The sequence below is a fragment of the Corynebacterium sp. HMSC30G07 genome, assembly GCF_001806945.1.
GTDB classification, from domain to species: domain Bacteria; phylum Actinomycetota; class Actinomycetes; order Mycobacteriales; family Mycobacteriaceae; genus Corynebacterium; species Corynebacterium riegelii.
In genome coordinates this window covers 134,076-148,674 of the sequence record NZ_KV786454.1, presented here as the reverse complement: position 1 = coordinate 148,674, position 14,599 = coordinate 134,076, and the positions used below count along the sequence as shown (strand labels likewise).

Genomic DNA, 14,599 nt, shown 5'->3' with positions numbered 1-14,599 from the left:
TGGCTGCTGCCGCGCCGCGGCCCGTCGTCCTCGTGCCGCTGCCCGAGCACGTCAAACTGCTTGGCCGCACGGTTCCAAACCCCAGCGCAGGTGCTAGCGGCGGCGCGGGTAGCGGTCACAGCGGCAGTGCCGGCAGTGCCAGCAACGGCGCGGGCGCGGGTGCGGGTGCGGGTGCGGAGGACGTGCTGCTCGGGCTCAGCGACGGCACCACCATCACCGGCGCCGAATACCTCGCGCTCCACCACGGCGCCGAGCTGGAAGTGGCGCTGTTTCACCCGGTGGAGGGCGCGGTGGATGTGTACAGGGGGCGCAGGTACGCAAATGCGAAACAACGACTCCTGGCCAAGCTGGTCTCCCCCACCTGCGCCTGGCCTGACTGCAAAACTGCCGCCGAGCACTGCGAAGCGCACCACGTCACGCCGTGGAAGCACGGCGGCAACACCAACATGGACAACCTGACCATGCTGTGCAGCTACCACAATCGCGTCAACGACGACGACCCCGGCGTTACAGGGGGCCTTGCTAAACGACGCCGCCGCGCCGGCCACATCACGCTCATCCGCGGCCGCCCCGCGTGGCAGCCCGAATGGGGCCCGCCTATCGAGAACACCGCCGGGCCTCCGGGCGCAATGCGCCTACTATTCGGCACCATCAAACGGTAAGCGCGGTGCGCGAAGGTGCGGTGCGCGGGGTTAGCGCGGGTGCGCGGGGTTAGCGCGGGTACGGGTACGCCGTGCGTGCTCGGGTGCGTGCGGGTGTGGGGTTCGCGCGGGTGCGGGTACACCGTGCGCGGGGGTAATGGGCGGGGTTAGGAGAGGCGGAGGTTGGTGATTGGGGCGTCGATAAACGACAGCGCCCAGGCGATGAAGCCGAGGTCCACGTCAAGCTGCCGGTTGGCGGGGTCAGCGGCGGAAGCACGGTCGGCGCCGGAAATGGCGGCGGGGGTATCAATCACGGTGAGTTCGATGTTTCCTTCGGGGGTGGACTCCGTGGTGCCGACGAGGCGGCCGTCCGCGTCCGTGATCTCGCGGCGCTTATGCAGCGGCGAGCTGCCGCGGCGGCGCACGGTGTAGGTGCGCCCGCCACAGTCAGCCACGTATTTGCTCACGGTGATGGAGCGTTTGCGGAGGGTGTACGGGTGGCCGTCGATAGTAGTGGCGCGCACGTGCGTGGCCTTGGTGGATTTGACCACCATGGACACGCCCGCAATCGTGATCGTGTGCGGCACGGTCACAGCACGTACACCAGCACCGCAACCACGGACAGCAGCACCAGCGTGGCAATCAGCGCGTTTGCGGAGACGTTCTGGCGCGACTCCATCACCTCGCGCGACAGCCACGCGAGCGCCACGACATCCGTGGCAGGCAGGTCGGTTTCGCCCTCGAACTCCAGGATCGCCTTGCGCACACCCGAGTTGGCGCGCGTGAACTGCGCGACTTTCTCGCCGGCGGCGTTGTCGATGATCCAGTTCGATGAGGTCTCGCTAACCAGCGTGTAGCCGCGCCCCTCAACCTCGGCGCGGATGGTTTCGCCGCGCTTCAGCGGGTCGGCGGCACGCACGATTTCCACACCGTCGCGCACCGCGCTGGCCCCGGCCTCAGGTGCAACGGTCAGCTCCCAGACTTCGCCGCCAACATCCGCGTGCGTACCACGAAACACGCCGAGTACCTCGGGTCCGTCCTCTACAAGCAGCTTCGGCGCGTCCCGGTCCGTACGATCCCAACTGACGTAATGCATTAGCAGCCGATCAGTCGCGCAGCCAGGTATGCCTCGAGCTCTGCCAGCGGCACGCGCTCCTGCTCCATGGTGTCGCGCTCGCGCACGGTCACCGCGTTGTCCTCCAACGACTCAAAGTCATAGGTCACGCAGAACGGCGTACCAATCTCGTCCTGGCGGCGGTAGCGGCGGCCGATCGCACCCGAGGTGTCGTACTCCACGTTCCAGAACTGACGCAGTTTGTCCGCCAGCTCGCCCGCCGGGTCGGCAAGCTCCGGCTTCTTCGACAGCGGCAGCACGGCCACCTTCACCGGCGCGAGGCGACGGTCAAGGCGCAGCACAACACGAGTGTCGGTGCCTCCCTTGGTGTTGGGGGCTTCTTCTTCATCGTAGGCGTCGATAAGAAAAGCCATCATGGCGCGACCCAAGCCTGCCGCCGGCTCGATGCAGTACGGGATCCAACGCTCGCCGGACTCCTGGTCGAAGTAGGACAGGTCCTCACCAGAGGCCTCGGAGTGGGTCTTCAGGTCATAATCCGTGCGGTTGGCAATGCCCTCCAGCTCGCCCCACTTGGAGCCCTGGAAACCGTACGCGTACTCGATGTCCACGGTGCGCTTGGAGTAGTGCGACAGCTTCTCCTGCGGGTGCTCGTACAGGCGCAGATTATCCGGGTTGATGCCCAGGTCGATGTACCACTGGTGGCGGTTGTCAATCCAGTACTGGTGCCACTGCTCGTCCTCACCCGGCTTGACAAAGAATTCCATCTCCATCTGCTCAAACTCGCGGGTTCGGAAGATGAAGTTGCCCGGGGTGATCTCGTTGCGGAAGGACTTACCAATGTTGGCGATGCCGAACGGGGGCTTCATGCGTGACGACGTCATCACGTTCTTAAAGTTCACAAAAATACCCTGAGCCGTCTCGGGGCGCATGTAGTGCAGCCCCTCTTCGTCGTCGACGGGGCCCAGGTACGTCTTCATCAGGCCGGAGAACTCGCGCGGCTCGGTCCAGTTGCCGGGCTGGCCGGTCTCCGGGTCATTGATGTCTGCCAGGCCGTTTGCTGGCGGGTGGCCGTGCTTCTCCTCGTAGGCCTCAATGAGGTGGTCGGCGCGGTAGCGCTTGTTGGTATAGAGCGACTCCACCAGCGGGTCCGTGAACACCTCAACGTGGCCGGATGCGACCCACACCTGGCGCGGCAGGATGATGGAGGTGTCAACGCCAACCGTGTCGCGGCGGGACTGCACCATGTGGCGCCACCACTGGCGCTTGATGTTTTCCTTCAGCTCAACGCCAAGCGGGCCGTAGTCCCAGGCAGAGCGGGTGCCGCCGTAGATTTCACCGGCCGGGTATACAAGGCCGCGGCGCTTGCACAGGTTAACTACGGTATCGATTGTATTGGCGGGCACTTGGTCCGAGCCTCCTCTTTGCGTCTGAACACTATCGGCATCAGTCTAGCGAAGCGACCAGCAAACTCTGCATGGTGTGGGGAAATGTGCAACATTTACTGGTCCATTTGCAGTAAAATATTCCGGCATGGAACTGACACCGCGGGAGCTTGAGCGCACTGTTGTACTGCTCAGCGCGCTTGATTCGCGGTTGCGGTTGCAGTTGGTGCTTTTGCTTGCCGACGGCGACCGCGCCGTCAACACCCTCGTCACCTCCTTGGGTAAATCGCAGCCTTTGATTTCGCAGCATTTGCGGATTTTGAGGGCGGCGGGGGTGGTGGCGTCGCGTCGTGAAGGGCGTGAGGTGGTCTATTCGTTGACGCATCCGGGGGTAGTTGACGCAATCCACTGGCTTGCGGGGCGGGGGCATTCGGGTGGGGTTGGCGTGGCGGCAATCGCGGCCCCGGGGCTCACCCCGTCAACCCCGAGGCCGCAAAAAGATTAGCGGTGGGCTAATAGTGGTAGGTATGGCCAAACAGCCCATTCCGAAGATCGGTCCCCGCTCGACGCGACAGCGCACCGCCATCGTGGAGATGCTGCGCGAGGTTGAACGCTTCTCCTCCGCCAGGACAATCCACGGGATGCTTGAAGAGCGCGGCGAACAAGTCGGCCTGACCACCGTGTATCGCACGCTGCAGTCGTTGGCGGAGATGGACATTGTGGACGTGTTGCAGACCCCCGAGGGCGAAACGCTGTACCGCCACTGCGTGAGTCCGCACCACCATCACCATCTCGTGTGCACCAAGTGCGGGCGCAGCGAGGAAGTTGAGGGCGGGCCGGTGGAGCGTTGGGCGGAGGCGGTTGCGTCGCGCTACGGCTACGAGCTCGTGGCGCACGACGCCGAGGTGTACGGCATCTGCCGCACCTGCCAAGCCGCGCGAGCCGAACAAGAAGCGCAAGCCGAACAAGAGGCACAGGCCGAGCCGGGGAGGCAGTAGCGGCGCCAAAACTGCTGGCCCGTAGCGGCGCCAAACCGCGCCCGGCGCGCTGGGGTTTCGCTAGGGTTTCGCGAACTTATCTACCGCGCCGCCGAAGCGGCGGTCGCGCTTGGCGTACTCCAGCACTGCGTCGTACATGTGCTGCGGCGTGAAGTCCGGAAACAGCGTGTCCTGGTAGACCATCTCCGCGTACGCCGACTGCCACAAAAGGAAGTTCGACGTGCGCTTCTCCCCGCTCGGGCGCAGAAACAGGTCCACGTCCGGCATGTCGGGGCGGTACAGGTATTGGGACAGCGTGTCCTCGTTGATGTCGCCGGGGCGGATGTTGCCGTCGTTGGCGGCTTGGATGAGGTTACGTGTGGCGTCGATAATCTCGGCCCTGCCGCCGTAATTAATACACATGGCGAGCGTGAGCCCGGTGTTGTCCTTCGTCAGCGCTTCGGCTTCCTCCAGCTCACGCAGCACCGAACGCCACAGCCGCGGACGGCGGCCCGCCCACACGATGCGCACGTTTTTCTCATGCAGCTCATCACGTTGGCGACGCAGCACGTCGCGCGAAAAACCCATCAGAAAACGCACTTCGGAGGCGGAGCGGCGCCAATTCTCCGTCGAAAAGGCATAGGCGGACAGCCAGTCGACGCCCATGGCGATGCAGGCATCCACACAGTCCATAAGCACCGCCTCCCCGCGCCTGTGTCCCTCCGTGCGCGGCAGGCCACGTTCTTGGGCCCAGCGGCCGTTGCCGTCCATGACCAGCGCAATGTGGCGTGGGATGAACTTTGGGTCAATCGCGGGAGGTTGCGGTGTCATGCGTTTGATTATGCCTGCTCCATCACGCGCAGTGACTTCAGCCCGGTTTCAAGGTGATAGTTCAGGTGCGCGGCAGTCAGGCGGTGCGCGGCGGCGGCGTGCTCGGGGCCGGCGGGGTGGTTGTGTTGCAGCAGCCACATGGTGTGGAGGACTTCCGGGTCCACGTCGGCGGATCCGGACGGGCGGCAGTTGGTGCACACGGCGCCGCCTACTGCGGGGTTGAACGCGCGGTGCGGGCCGGGCGCCTGGCAGTTGGCGCAGTTGAACAGGGTGACTCCCCAGCCGGCATGGTCTGTGGCTTGGAGGATGAAGGCATCTAACACCATTGTCGGAGCTTCGTTTGCTTGTAGACGCCCCAACGCAGCCCCCACCAACCCAAACAACCCCGGATCCGCCTCCTCATAAGCCAGCTTTTCTGCGGTTTCCATGATCGCGCAGGCGGCGGTGTAGCGGTCAAAGTTGTCGGTGATTTGGTGGCCGTAGTAGGTCACGGTGTCCGCGCCGGTGATGGTGGCAAGCGCATTGGTTTTGCGTCCGGGGTAGACCTGCACGTCTACCTCCACAAACGGCTGCAGGCGCGAGCCGAAGCGGGACTTGGACTTGCGCACCCCCTTGGCCACGCCGCGTACCAGGCCGTGGTGTTCGGTGAGCAAAACGATGACACGGTCCGCCTCGCCAAAGTCATAGGTGCGGATGATGTAGGCGCGGTCGCGCCAGGAGTTAAAGGCCACCTAAAAGCCCAGCCGTCCGAGGGCCTTCGGGTCCGACTGCCAGTTCTTCAGCACCTTCATGCGCAGGTCCAGGTAGACGTTGGTGCCGGTCAGGTCCATGATCTGGCGTCGCGCGCGGTGCGTAATACCGGACAGGCGGCGCCCGTCCGGGCCCTCCAGAATGCGCTTCTGGCCGGGGCGCTCTAGGTAGACCACGGCGTAGATCATGGTGCGCTCCGGGTTGTCCGGGTCCGGCACCATCTCATCTACTTGTACGGCAACGGAGTGCGGCAGTTCCTCGCGAAGACCCTTGAGCGCCTCTTCACGGATCAGCTCCGCGATGCGCGTTTCCATGTCCTCATCGGTCACGTGGTCCTGGGGGTAGAAGCGGGGGCCTTCGGGGAGCTGGGACACCAGGACGTTCAAAAGCACGTCCAGCTGCACCTGCTCGGTGGCGGACACCGGCACAACCTCCGAATCCGGCCCCAGCATCTCATGCAGCTCAATGAGGCGCTCGCCCACCGCGTCCTTGGACGTCTTGTCCAGCTTGGTCACAATGCCAACCACCGGCGCCTTCGGACTGATCTCACGGATCTGCTCATAAATGAAGCGGTCGCCGGGTCCGAGCTTCTCATCCGCCGGCACCGTAAAGCCGATCACGTCCACGTCCGCGTACGTGTCGCGCACCACGTCATTCAAACGCTCACCCAAAAGCGTGCGCGGGCGGTGAATACCCGGGGTGTCCACCACGATCACCTGGGCGTCATCGCGATTGACAATGCCGCGGATCGGGTGACGAGTTGTCTCCGGCTGATCCGCCATAATCGCAATCTTCTCCCCCACCAACGCATTGGTCAGCGTGGACTTACCCGTATTCGGACGGCCCACGAAAGCAACAAAACCAGAGCGGAAGCCCTCAGGTGCGGAAGTGAAATCATGCATAACGCCTAAGGGTACTCAACCTCCACCACTTCAAAGGAGGAGCGCGGCCGGACGAGCAGCTCCTGGCACTCAATCAGCGGCAGCTCCGGCAGATTGCGCGTGCGGACCTCGTTGACAAAATCAAACATCGTCGCCCCCAAATGACCCAGCCTGTCGCGGGCCGGCTCATCAAACATTGCCGCGTAGAGTGCGGTGGCGAGGTCTCCGGCGCCGACGACGTTGCCGCCTAAACGTGGCGTCGATAAGCAAAAAGTGCCCTCCGGCGACACATCGATCATGCGCAAAGGATCCGAGCCCACCGAGGTAATCAACGCGCGCGACGGCAGATCCACCCCGAGCAGGTTCAGCTCCCACTCATTCGGGGTAATCGCATCAGCCAGCGGAATCAGCACCTCACGAAACACATCCGGCATCTCCGGGCTGACAAAAGAACCAACCTCCTCATTACCAATCACCGGATCACAGATATAGCGCGCCTGCGGATTCGCCGCCTTGATACGCGTCACGGTCTCGCGCACCACCTCCGCAAGCTCCGGCGAACCCAGGTAGCCAGTGACCACCAGATCAACCTGGTCAAACGCAAAACTAAACCCGTCCAGCACATCTTTGACCTGAGCCGGGTCCATCACCGGCCCACCCCAATCGGGGTACTCCGTATGGTTGGAAAAATTCACCGTGTACACCGGCCAGACCTCATGACCTAAGCGCTGCATAGCAAAGGTAGCCGCCGAATTTCCCACATGCCCGTAGGCCACGTGAGACTGCAAGGAAACGATATTCACGGCGAAAATCCTAACAATCGCTAGAGTGGGGGTACTTCTGTGATTGCAACCACAAAATGCGAAGGGAGAGGCATTGCCCATCTACGAATTCAAATGCGGCGCTGGCCACATATCCGAGCAGCAGCTACCCATGTCCAGCGAGCAACGCACCCGCGAATGCCCCAACTGCGGCGACGTAGCCAACCGGATGATCAGCGCCGTTTCCGTACGACGTGTCGACGGAGCCAAAGCACGCGCCGTCGAAGCAACACAGAAGAGCGCATACGAGCCAGCCGTAGTCAACAGCCTGCCAAGCGCAGGCAACAAACGCGCAACGCCCGTCACGCGCAACCCTCAACACGCAAAACTACCCAAACCCTGAGGAGGATCACCCCATGCCAACCAACCTGTTTCCCCTCGACTCAACCAAGCCATTCACCGAGCAAGAAACACTCGGCCACAACCGCTGGCACCCAGACATCCCGCCGGCGGTCACGGTAAAGCCCGGCGACTCATTCCGCGTTGACTGCCGCGAATGGTTCGACGGCTTCATCAAAAACGACGACAGCGCCGACGATATTCGAGACGCCCCACTCAACACCGTCCACACCCTCTCCGGCCCATTCCGCATCGAAGGCGCCAAGCCCGGCGACCTGCTGGTGGTGGACATCCTGGATGTCGGCCCGATCCCGCAGGAGGAAGGCCCGCTGGCCGGCCAGGGCTGGGGCTACACCGGCATCTTTGCCAAGAAGAACGGCGGCAGCTTCCTCACCGACCAGTTCCCAGACGCCTACAAGGCCGTCTGGGACTTCAAGGGCCAGACCGCAACCTCGCGCCACATCCCGGGCGTGAGCTTCACCGGCATCATCCACCCGGGGCTGATGGGCACCGCGCCGTCGCACGAGCTTCTGGGCAAGTGGAACCAGCGCGAAGCCGCGCTCATTGCCACCGACCCGGAGCGCGTACCGCCACTGGCGCTGCCGCCGGAGCCGAACGGTGCCGTGCTGGGTTCGCTGGAAGGCGCTGAGTTCGACCGCGTCGCCGCCGAAGGCGCACGTACCGCTCCGCCGCGCGAAAACGGCGGCAACCAGGACATCAAGAACCTGTCCAAGGGCACCCGCGTGTTCTACCCCGTGTATGTGGACGGCGCGAACTTCTCCGTCGGCGACCTGCACTTCTCCCAGGGCGACGGCGAGATCACGTTCTGCGGCGGCATCGAGATGGGCGGCTTCATTGACCTGCACGTTGACATCATCAAAGACGGCATGGCCAAGTACAACGTCAGCGAGAACGCCATCTTCATGCCCGGCAACGTGGAGCCGCGCTACAGCCAGTGGCTGGCGTTCTCCGGCACGTCGGTGACGCTTGAGGGTGAGCAGCGCTACCTAGATTCGCAGCTTGCGTACCAGCGCGCCTGCCTGCACGCCATCGATTACCTGACCACGTTCGGCTGGTCGCCGGAGCAGGCCTACCTGCTGTTGGGCGCCGCGCCGATCGAAGGCCGTTTCTCCGGCGTGGTGGACATCCCGAACTCGTGCGCCACGGTCTACTTGCCTACGGAGATTTTCGACATCGACATCCGCCCCGGCGCCGGCGACCCACCGCGCATCGACCCGGGCATCGGCGCACCACGTTCGGCGTTCTAAGAGCTACAGCTTTTCGACGCCAAACTGCATCGCCGGATGCGCAAAAAACTCCTGCGACTCAACCAGTTTGAGCTCGCGGGAATCCGCCTCGAAGGTCAGACGCAACATGTCGTAGACCGACGAGGCGGTTTTTGCCAGCGCGTCCGCCGGATCAGCCGAGTTCAGCAGGTGGCCGGTAAACAGGGCGGCGGTGACGTCGCCGGAGCCGTTGCGTTTCATGGGCAGGCGCGGGGTCTGCACCATCCACGTGCCCTCGCTGTTAGCCACCAGCATCTCCATCACGTCCAGCTCGGCGGTCTCGGGGCGCTCCACCGACGTCACCACAACCGTCTCCGGGCCCATGTCGCGAGCCGCCTCCACAGCGGCAAGCGTGGAGTCCAGATCCGTCACGTCGCGCTCCGTGAGGTAGCCCAGCTCGAACTGGTTCGGGAAGATGATGTCCGCAACCGGCACCACCTTGGAACGCAGCATCGGCGGGATCTCATCCGCCACGTGGCAGCCGGACTTCGCGTTGCCCATGACCGGGTCGCACGCATAGATCGCCTTCGGATTAGCTTCCTTGACGCGGGCCACGGTATCGATGATCACGTCCGCGATGGTGGGGGCGCCTTGGTAGCCGGTCAGGATGGCGTCGACAAGCGGGAAAGCCCCACGCTCCTCAACACCCGCAATCACCGCTGCGACATCGTCCGCCGGCAACACCGGGCCCTTCCAGGCGCCGTAGCCGGTGTGGTTGGAGAAGTTGACCGTATGCACCGGCCACACCTCATGCCCGATGCGCTGCAGCGGGAACACCGCCGCCGAATTACCCACGTGCCCGTAGGCCACCGCCGACTGGATCGACAAAATATTCACTCGGAAAACTCCTCCCCCGCGCTCGCGGGAACACTAACTAAAACAGAACGGGTCTTGATGCGGCCTCGGCGGTCACGGCCGCCTTCGGCGGTGTACGTCAGGCCATCCATGCTTATCGACGACCCCGGCAACGGCACACGCCCCAACTCATACGACAACAACCCGGCAACGGTATCGACGGAATCGAGCACCTCGTCGTCGTACGTGAGCTCGTAGTCCAGGTGGTCGGCGAGGTGGTCGATGAGGTCATCCAGCGGCAGGCGGGCCTGGACGCGAAGCAGGCGGGTGTCCGAATCCATGTCGAGGTGCTCGATGGGGGCGGCCTCGTCTTCGTCGTACTCGTCGGTGATCTCGCCGACGATCTCCTCCAACAGGTCCTCCATGGTGAGCAGGCCGGCCACACCGCCGTACTCGTCCACAACAATCGCGATGTGCGTGTTTTGCTGCTGCATCTGCTTCAGCAACACGTCCAACGGCTTGGAGTCGGGGACGAACAGCGGCTCGCGCACCACGTTGGTGATTGCGGTTTCGCGGTCGATGGGGCGGCCGTCATCACCAAACATGTCCTTGAGGTAGGCAACGCCGACGATGTCGTCGACGTCCTCGCCGATCACGGGCACGCGCGAGTGGCCGGAACGCACCATCAGGCGCGTGGCCTGGGCTGCCGTCTTGTCCTCCTCGATCCAGATCATCTCCGGGCGCGGCACCATCACCTGGCGGGCGTGGGTGGAGGCGAGGTCAAAAATATTCTGAATCATGCGGCCCTCGGTGGTTTCCACCACGCCCTGCTCCTGGGCAATATCCACCATCTCGCGCAGCTCCACCTCGGTGGAGTACGGGCCGTCGCGGAAATCCTCACCCGGGTGGAACACGTTGCCCAGCTTGATCAGCAACCCCGACAGCGGGCCGAGGATGGTGTGGAACGCCACCAGCCACTGCGCGGCGCGCAAGCTGATGGAATACGGGTTGCGTTTGCCCGCCGTGCGCGCGAACACGCCGATGATGCCGAACTGCAGCAACGTCACAGCGGCCACCGCCGCGGTGATCGCCCACACGTCGGAAGCAATCAGGTCCATGGCAAGCATCGCGGCAAACACCGCCGCCACCACATCCAACACGGTGCGCAGCATCACCAGCGTATTAACGTGGCTTGCGCGGTTATCCACCACGCGCAGCAACGCGCCGGCGCCACGCACCTCGTCTTTGACCATGCCCTCAACGCGGGCGCGCGAAATCGGCGCCAGCGCCGACTCTACTGAACCAAGCAGGCCGGAGAGCAGCAGTGCGATCAGCGTCGTCACCGCATATGCAAGTGTGAGTGGCACTTAACGCTCCCCTGCCTGCTCGCCGGCGGCGCGCATGCGGCGATCCAGCTCCTCGCGGTCCGCCGCCGACGGAAACGCGTGCGGACCCGTCGGCTTGTCCTGGTAGGTCACGCCGCGCGAATGCAGCGAGTCGTACCAGTCCGACAGGATCTCGTTTTGCAGCGCGAACATCTCGTGCTCGTCGTCCGGGGCGACGTGATCGTATCCAAGCAGGTGCAGCACCCCGTGGACGGTGAGCAGCGCCAGCTCGTGCGCTAGGTCGTGGCCGGCCATGTCGGCTTGTTTGCGGTCGAAGGCGGGGCACAAGATGATGTCTCCAAGCATGGCCGCACCAAACGGAGATGCGTCTGGACGCCCACCGCCCGGCGTCAACTCATCCATGGGGAAACTCATCACGTCGGTGGGGCCTTCGAGGTCCATCCAGCGGACGTGGAGGTCGGCCATGGTCGCTTCGTCTACAAGCGTGATCGTCGCCTCGGTATCGGGGTGGACGTCCATCGCACGCAGCGCGAACGAGCAGACGTCCACCAACATTTCCTCGTTAACGTCGGCTTCACCCGACTCGTTTAGCACCTCAATACTCATTGGCCTGCCTCCAGCTCACGTTCGCGCTCAATTTCTCGCTGGCGCTTTTCGTAGCGCGCCGCGTTTTGCGCATCATGGCGGTCATAGGCCGCAACAATGCGCGAGATCAGGTGGTGGCGCACCACGTCTTCGGCGCGCAGTTCCATAAATGCGATGCCTTCAATGTCACCCAGGATGCGACGCGCCACGCGCAGGCCAGAGACGGTGCCGCGCGGCAGGTCCACCTGGGATACGTCGCCAGTAACCACCATTTTCGAGCCGAACCCAAGGCGCGTCAGGAACATTTTCATCTGCGCGCCGGTGGTGTTTTGGGCCTCATCCAGGATCACAAAGGCGTCTGAAAGCGTGCGGCCTCGCATGTAGGCAAGCGGGGCGACTTCGATGATGCCGGCCTCAATCAGCTTCGGAATCATCTCCGGGTCCAGCATGTCGCGCAGCGCGTCATACAAGGGCCGCAGGTACGGGTCGATCTTGTCGCTGAGCGTGCCGGGCAAAAAGCCCAGCTTCTCGCCCGCTTCCACGGCTGGGCGGGTCAGGATGATGCGTTTGACCTCTTTGTTCTGCAGCGCCTGCACGGCTTTCGCCACCGCCAGGTACGTCTTGCCGGAACCTGCCGGGCCGATGCCGAACGTGATCGTGTTCGCGTCAATCGCATCCACGTAACGACGCTGCCCCGCCGTCTTCGGACGAATCACCTTGCCCTTGCGCGCCACAATCTCCGCGCCCAAGATCTCGGCGACGGACTCCGGCGCCTCATTTTCCATGATCCGCACGGCGTGCACCACGGTATCGGCGGTCACGGGCACCCCGCGGCGCGCCATCGACTCCAGCTCGTCCAGCGCGCGCAGCGCATGGCCAACACGGTGGGCCTGGCCACGCAGCGTCACCGTCGTGCCCCGCGCGTGCACGTCCACGCCCAAATGTTGGCTGAGTACGCGGACGTTTTCATCGTTGACCCCAAGGACGGATTGCGCGTAGGCGGAATCCAGCTCGATTTTCCGGGTGAGCAGTTCTTCCATAATGCGCTTCAGACTACCAGCGCTTTGTCAAGGTTCCGATCGCACAGAGCCCCGCAAACGCCGCACTTGCCGTCCGAAGCACCTCGGGCCCAAGTTTCACGGGCGTGCCGCCGATCAGCTCCAGCTCATCTGCCCCGATGCCGCCCTCGGGCCCCACAACCAGGTAGATGTCATCGGCAAGCTCCACATCCCTGATTGACGTGGTCGCATCCTCATGCAGAATGAGCTTTTGCTTATCGACGCCACCCAGCCACCCCGACGACACCGGCGCAGCCACCTGCGGCACCCACGCCCGACGCGCCTGTTTGGCGCTGGCCAGGGCCTGGTTTTGCCACTTCTCCACCATCTTCGCCTGCTTGTTTTCCGGCCAGCGGGCGATTGTGCGGTGGCTGATCCACGGGATGATCGCATCCGCGCCCGCCTGCACAGCCAGGTCGACGGCCAGCTCGGAGCGCTCCGACTTCGGGATCGCCTGCACCACCGTCACCCGCGGCGACGGCGTTTCCACCACGTATTGGGCAACCACGTCGCCGCGGAGTTCATTCTTGGCGGTGTGGGTGACGGTGACGGTGGTGGTCAGGCCAAAGCCGTCGGTAAGCATGATCTGCTCCCCAACCGCAATGCGCTTCACGTGGGCATGCTGGGCCTCCGGGCCAACGAGCACGCCTGCGCGCGGGTCATCACAGACGAAAAATGGCAGCGACACTAGCGGCGGAACCTATCACGCATCCGGCCGAAGAACCCCTCATGGGCGGTGTCGGACTCGGTGTGGACTTCGGCACTGTCACTGCGAGCGTCCCGCAGCTTGGTCAACGCCTCACGCTCCGCGGACGACAAGTCCGTAGGCACGACGACCTGCACGTGCGCGACCAGGTCACCGAAGCGGTCGGTGCGAAGCAGCGGCATGCCCTCGCCATCCAGGCGCACCGTCTCACCCGGCTGCGTGCCCGCAGGCACCTCGATGACAGTCTGGCTGCCGGCCAGGTTGTCCACCGTGATCTCCGTGCCAAGCGCCGCATCCACCATGGGCACGTTGAGCTGCAGCAGCAGATCGTTGCCGTCGCGAACAAAGTACGGGTGCGGCTCCGTGTGCACCTCTACATACAGGTCACCCGCGGGGCCGCCGCCGTGACCGACCTCGCCCTGGCTTGCCATACGGATACGCATACCGTTTGCAATGCCCGCCGGGATGTTCACCGTCAGATCACGGGTTGCGCGCACGCGGCCATCGCCGGCGCACTGGCCACACGGGTCCTTGATAATCTCGCCGTAGCCGCGGCACTTCGGGCAATCACGCGTAGTCATCACATTGCCCAGGAAGGACTGCTGCATCTCTTGCACTGCGCCCATGCCATGGCAGTGATCACACATCACCGGCTTCGACTGGGATTCCGAGCCCGTACCGTGGCACTTCTCGCACACCACGGCTGTATCCACGCTGACCTCCTGCTTCACACCCGTGTAGGCCTCCTGCAAGGTGATGGAGGTCCGCAGCAACGCATCTGCGCCCGGCTGCACACGCGAACGCGGCTGGCGCGCCCCACCGGCGCCGCCGCCGAAAAACGCCTCAAAAATATCGCCCAAGCCACCACCGAAGCCGGCGCCGCCACCCATGCCGCCGCCTGCTTCCATCGGATCCCCGCCACGATCCACAATGGAGCGCTTCTGCGGATCCAGCAGCACCTCTTGCGCAAGCGAGATCTCTGCAAACTTCTCCTGCGCCTCATCCGAAGGATTCACATCCGGGTGGTACTTACGCGCAAGTTTGCGATACGCCTTTTTAATTTCCTGTTCGGTGGCTTCCCGGTCCACGCCGAGGATGCCGTAGTAATCCCGAGCCAAAACGTTCC

General features: G+C 63.9%; 18 protein-coding genes. 6 read left to right on the top strand and 12 right to left on the bottom strand.

Annotation, left to right across the window (positions count from 1 at the left end):
* Nucleotides 1-32: 32 nt before the first annotated feature.
* Nucleotides 33-662 carry an HNH endonuclease signature motif containing protein gene (locus tag HMPREF3104_RS03930; RefSeq protein ID WP_070494447.1) on the top strand — a complete coding sequence of 210 codons (630 nt, stop codon included), beginning with the start codon at nucleotides 33-35 and terminating at the stop codon, nucleotides 660-662.
* A gap of 146 nt (nucleotides 663-808) precedes the next feature.
* Here the strand turns inward: HMPREF3104_RS03930 and HMPREF3104_RS03925 are convergent, their stop codons facing one another.
* Entirely contained in the window at nucleotides 809-1,228 is a 420-nt protein-coding gene (locus tag HMPREF3104_RS03925) for a hypothetical protein (protein WP_141738113.1), read from the bottom strand.
* Nucleotides 1,229-1,305: 77 nt separating this feature from the next.
* Between HMPREF3104_RS03925 and HMPREF3104_RS12935 the strand changes: the two genes are divergently transcribed.
* The gene (locus HMPREF3104_RS12935) at nucleotides 1,306-1,476 is read left to right on the top strand and encodes a DUF4226 domain-containing protein (RefSeq protein ID WP_371441037.1); all 171 of its coding nucleotides are present in this window, start codon (nucleotides 1,306-1,308) and stop codon (nucleotides 1,474-1,476) included.
* A 260-nt stretch (nucleotides 1,477-1,736) separates the two neighbouring features.
* On the opposite strand, the gene HMPREF3104_RS03915 is transcribed toward HMPREF3104_RS12935, so the two are convergent.
* Nucleotides 1,737-3,119 (bottom strand): glycine--tRNA ligase, encoded by a 1,383-nt coding sequence (locus HMPREF3104_RS03915; protein ID WP_070494444.1) that lies wholly within the window; start codon nucleotides 3,117-3,119, stop codon nucleotides 1,737-1,739.
* 127 nt (nucleotides 3,120-3,246) lie between these two features.
* On the opposite strand from HMPREF3104_RS03915, the gene HMPREF3104_RS03910 reads away from it, so the two are divergent.
* Complete coding sequence (locus HMPREF3104_RS03910; protein WP_070494442.1) at nucleotides 3,247-3,603, top strand: ArsR/SmtB family transcription factor; 357 nt, start codon at nucleotides 3,247-3,249, stop codon at nucleotides 3,601-3,603.
* A gap of 22 nt (nucleotides 3,604-3,625) precedes the next feature.
* The gene (locus HMPREF3104_RS03905) at nucleotides 3,626-4,096 is read left to right on the top strand and encodes a Fur family transcriptional regulator (RefSeq protein ID WP_070494440.1); all 471 of its coding nucleotides are present in this window, start codon (nucleotides 3,626-3,628) and stop codon (nucleotides 4,094-4,096) included.
* Nucleotides 4,097-4,156: 60 nt separating this feature from the next.
* Here HMPREF3104_RS03905 and HMPREF3104_RS03900 read toward each other — a convergent pair whose 3' ends face one another.
* The 4 genes from HMPREF3104_RS03900 to pdxY (HMPREF3104_RS03885) are packed head-to-tail and all read right to left on the bottom strand — an operon-like array spanning nucleotide 4,157 to nucleotide 7,340.
* Entirely contained in the window at nucleotides 4,157-4,906 is a 750-nt protein-coding gene (locus HMPREF3104_RS03900; protein ID WP_070494438.1) for an isoprenyl transferase, read from the bottom strand.
* 8 nt (nucleotides 4,907-4,914) lie between these two features.
* On the bottom strand, nucleotides 4,915-5,637 hold the full coding sequence (gene recO, locus HMPREF3104_RS03895; RefSeq protein WP_052203388.1) for a DNA repair protein RecO: 723 nt from the start codon (nucleotides 5,635-5,637) through the stop codon (nucleotides 4,915-4,917).
* Nucleotides 5,638-6,558, bottom strand: coding sequence for a GTPase Era (gene era / locus HMPREF3104_RS03890; protein WP_052203387.1), 921 nt, complete (start codon nucleotides 6,556-6,558; stop codon nucleotides 5,638-5,640). It abuts the gene before it with no gap.
* A 5-nt stretch (nucleotides 6,559-6,563) separates the two neighbouring features.
* A complete protein-coding gene (gene pdxY / locus HMPREF3104_RS03885; protein ID WP_070494436.1) occupies nucleotides 6,564-7,340 on the bottom strand; it encodes a pyridoxal kinase in 777 nt (258 codons plus the stop codon).
* A gap of 130 nt (nucleotides 7,341-7,470) precedes the next feature.
* Here pdxY (HMPREF3104_RS03885) and HMPREF3104_RS12930 point away from each other — a divergent pair, with 130 nt between their 5' ends.
* Nucleotides 7,471-7,701, top strand: coding sequence for a zinc ribbon domain-containing protein (locus tag HMPREF3104_RS12930; RefSeq protein ID WP_371441036.1), 231 nt, complete (start codon nucleotides 7,471-7,473; stop codon nucleotides 7,699-7,701).
* A 13-nt stretch (nucleotides 7,702-7,714) separates the two neighbouring features.
* Nucleotides 7,715-8,965 carry a formamidase gene (gene fmdA, locus HMPREF3104_RS03880; RefSeq protein WP_052203382.1) on the top strand — a complete coding sequence of 417 codons (1,251 nt, stop codon included), beginning with the start codon at nucleotides 7,715-7,717 and terminating at the stop codon, nucleotides 8,963-8,965.
* 3 nt (nucleotides 8,966-8,968) lie between these two features.
* Here the strand turns inward: fmdA and pdxY (HMPREF3104_RS03875) are convergent, their stop codons facing one another.
* Genes pdxY (HMPREF3104_RS03875) through dnaJ form a run of 6 tightly spaced genes read right to left on the bottom strand, consistent with a single transcriptional unit; the run spans nucleotide 8,969 to nucleotide 14,591 of the window.
* A complete protein-coding gene (pdxY, locus tag HMPREF3104_RS03875) occupies nucleotides 8,969-9,820 on the bottom strand; it encodes a pyridoxal kinase PdxY (RefSeq protein ID WP_052203380.1) in 852 nt (283 codons plus the stop codon).
* On the bottom strand, nucleotides 9,817-11,145 hold the full coding sequence (locus HMPREF3104_RS03870) for a hemolysin family protein (protein ID WP_070494434.1): 1,329 nt from the start codon (nucleotides 11,143-11,145) through the stop codon (nucleotides 9,817-9,819). Before HMPREF3104_RS03870 ends, pdxY (HMPREF3104_RS03875) begins: the two co-directional genes overlap by 4 nt.
* Nucleotides 11,146-11,730, bottom strand: coding sequence for an rRNA maturation RNase YbeY (gene ybeY / locus HMPREF3104_RS03865; RefSeq protein WP_070494432.1), 585 nt, complete (start codon nucleotides 11,728-11,730; stop codon nucleotides 11,146-11,148).
* Nucleotides 11,727-12,749, bottom strand: coding sequence for a PhoH family protein (locus HMPREF3104_RS03860; RefSeq protein ID WP_070494430.1), 1,023 nt, complete (start codon nucleotides 12,747-12,749; stop codon nucleotides 11,727-11,729). The genes ybeY and HMPREF3104_RS03860 overlap by 4 nt, the downstream gene beginning before the upstream one ends.
* A 13-nt stretch (nucleotides 12,750-12,762) precedes the next feature.
* Nucleotides 12,763-13,455: a 16S rRNA (uracil(1498)-N(3))-methyltransferase gene (locus HMPREF3104_RS03855; RefSeq protein ID WP_070494428.1), complete on the bottom strand. Its 693-nt coding sequence runs from the start codon at nucleotides 13,453-13,455 to the stop codon at nucleotides 12,763-12,765.
* Nucleotides 13,455-14,591, bottom strand: coding sequence for a molecular chaperone DnaJ (gene dnaJ, locus HMPREF3104_RS03850; RefSeq protein ID WP_070494426.1), 1,137 nt, complete (start codon nucleotides 14,589-14,591; stop codon nucleotides 13,455-13,457). Before dnaJ ends, HMPREF3104_RS03855 begins: the two co-directional genes overlap by 1 nt.
* Nucleotides 14,592-14,599: the final 8 nt, after the last annotated feature.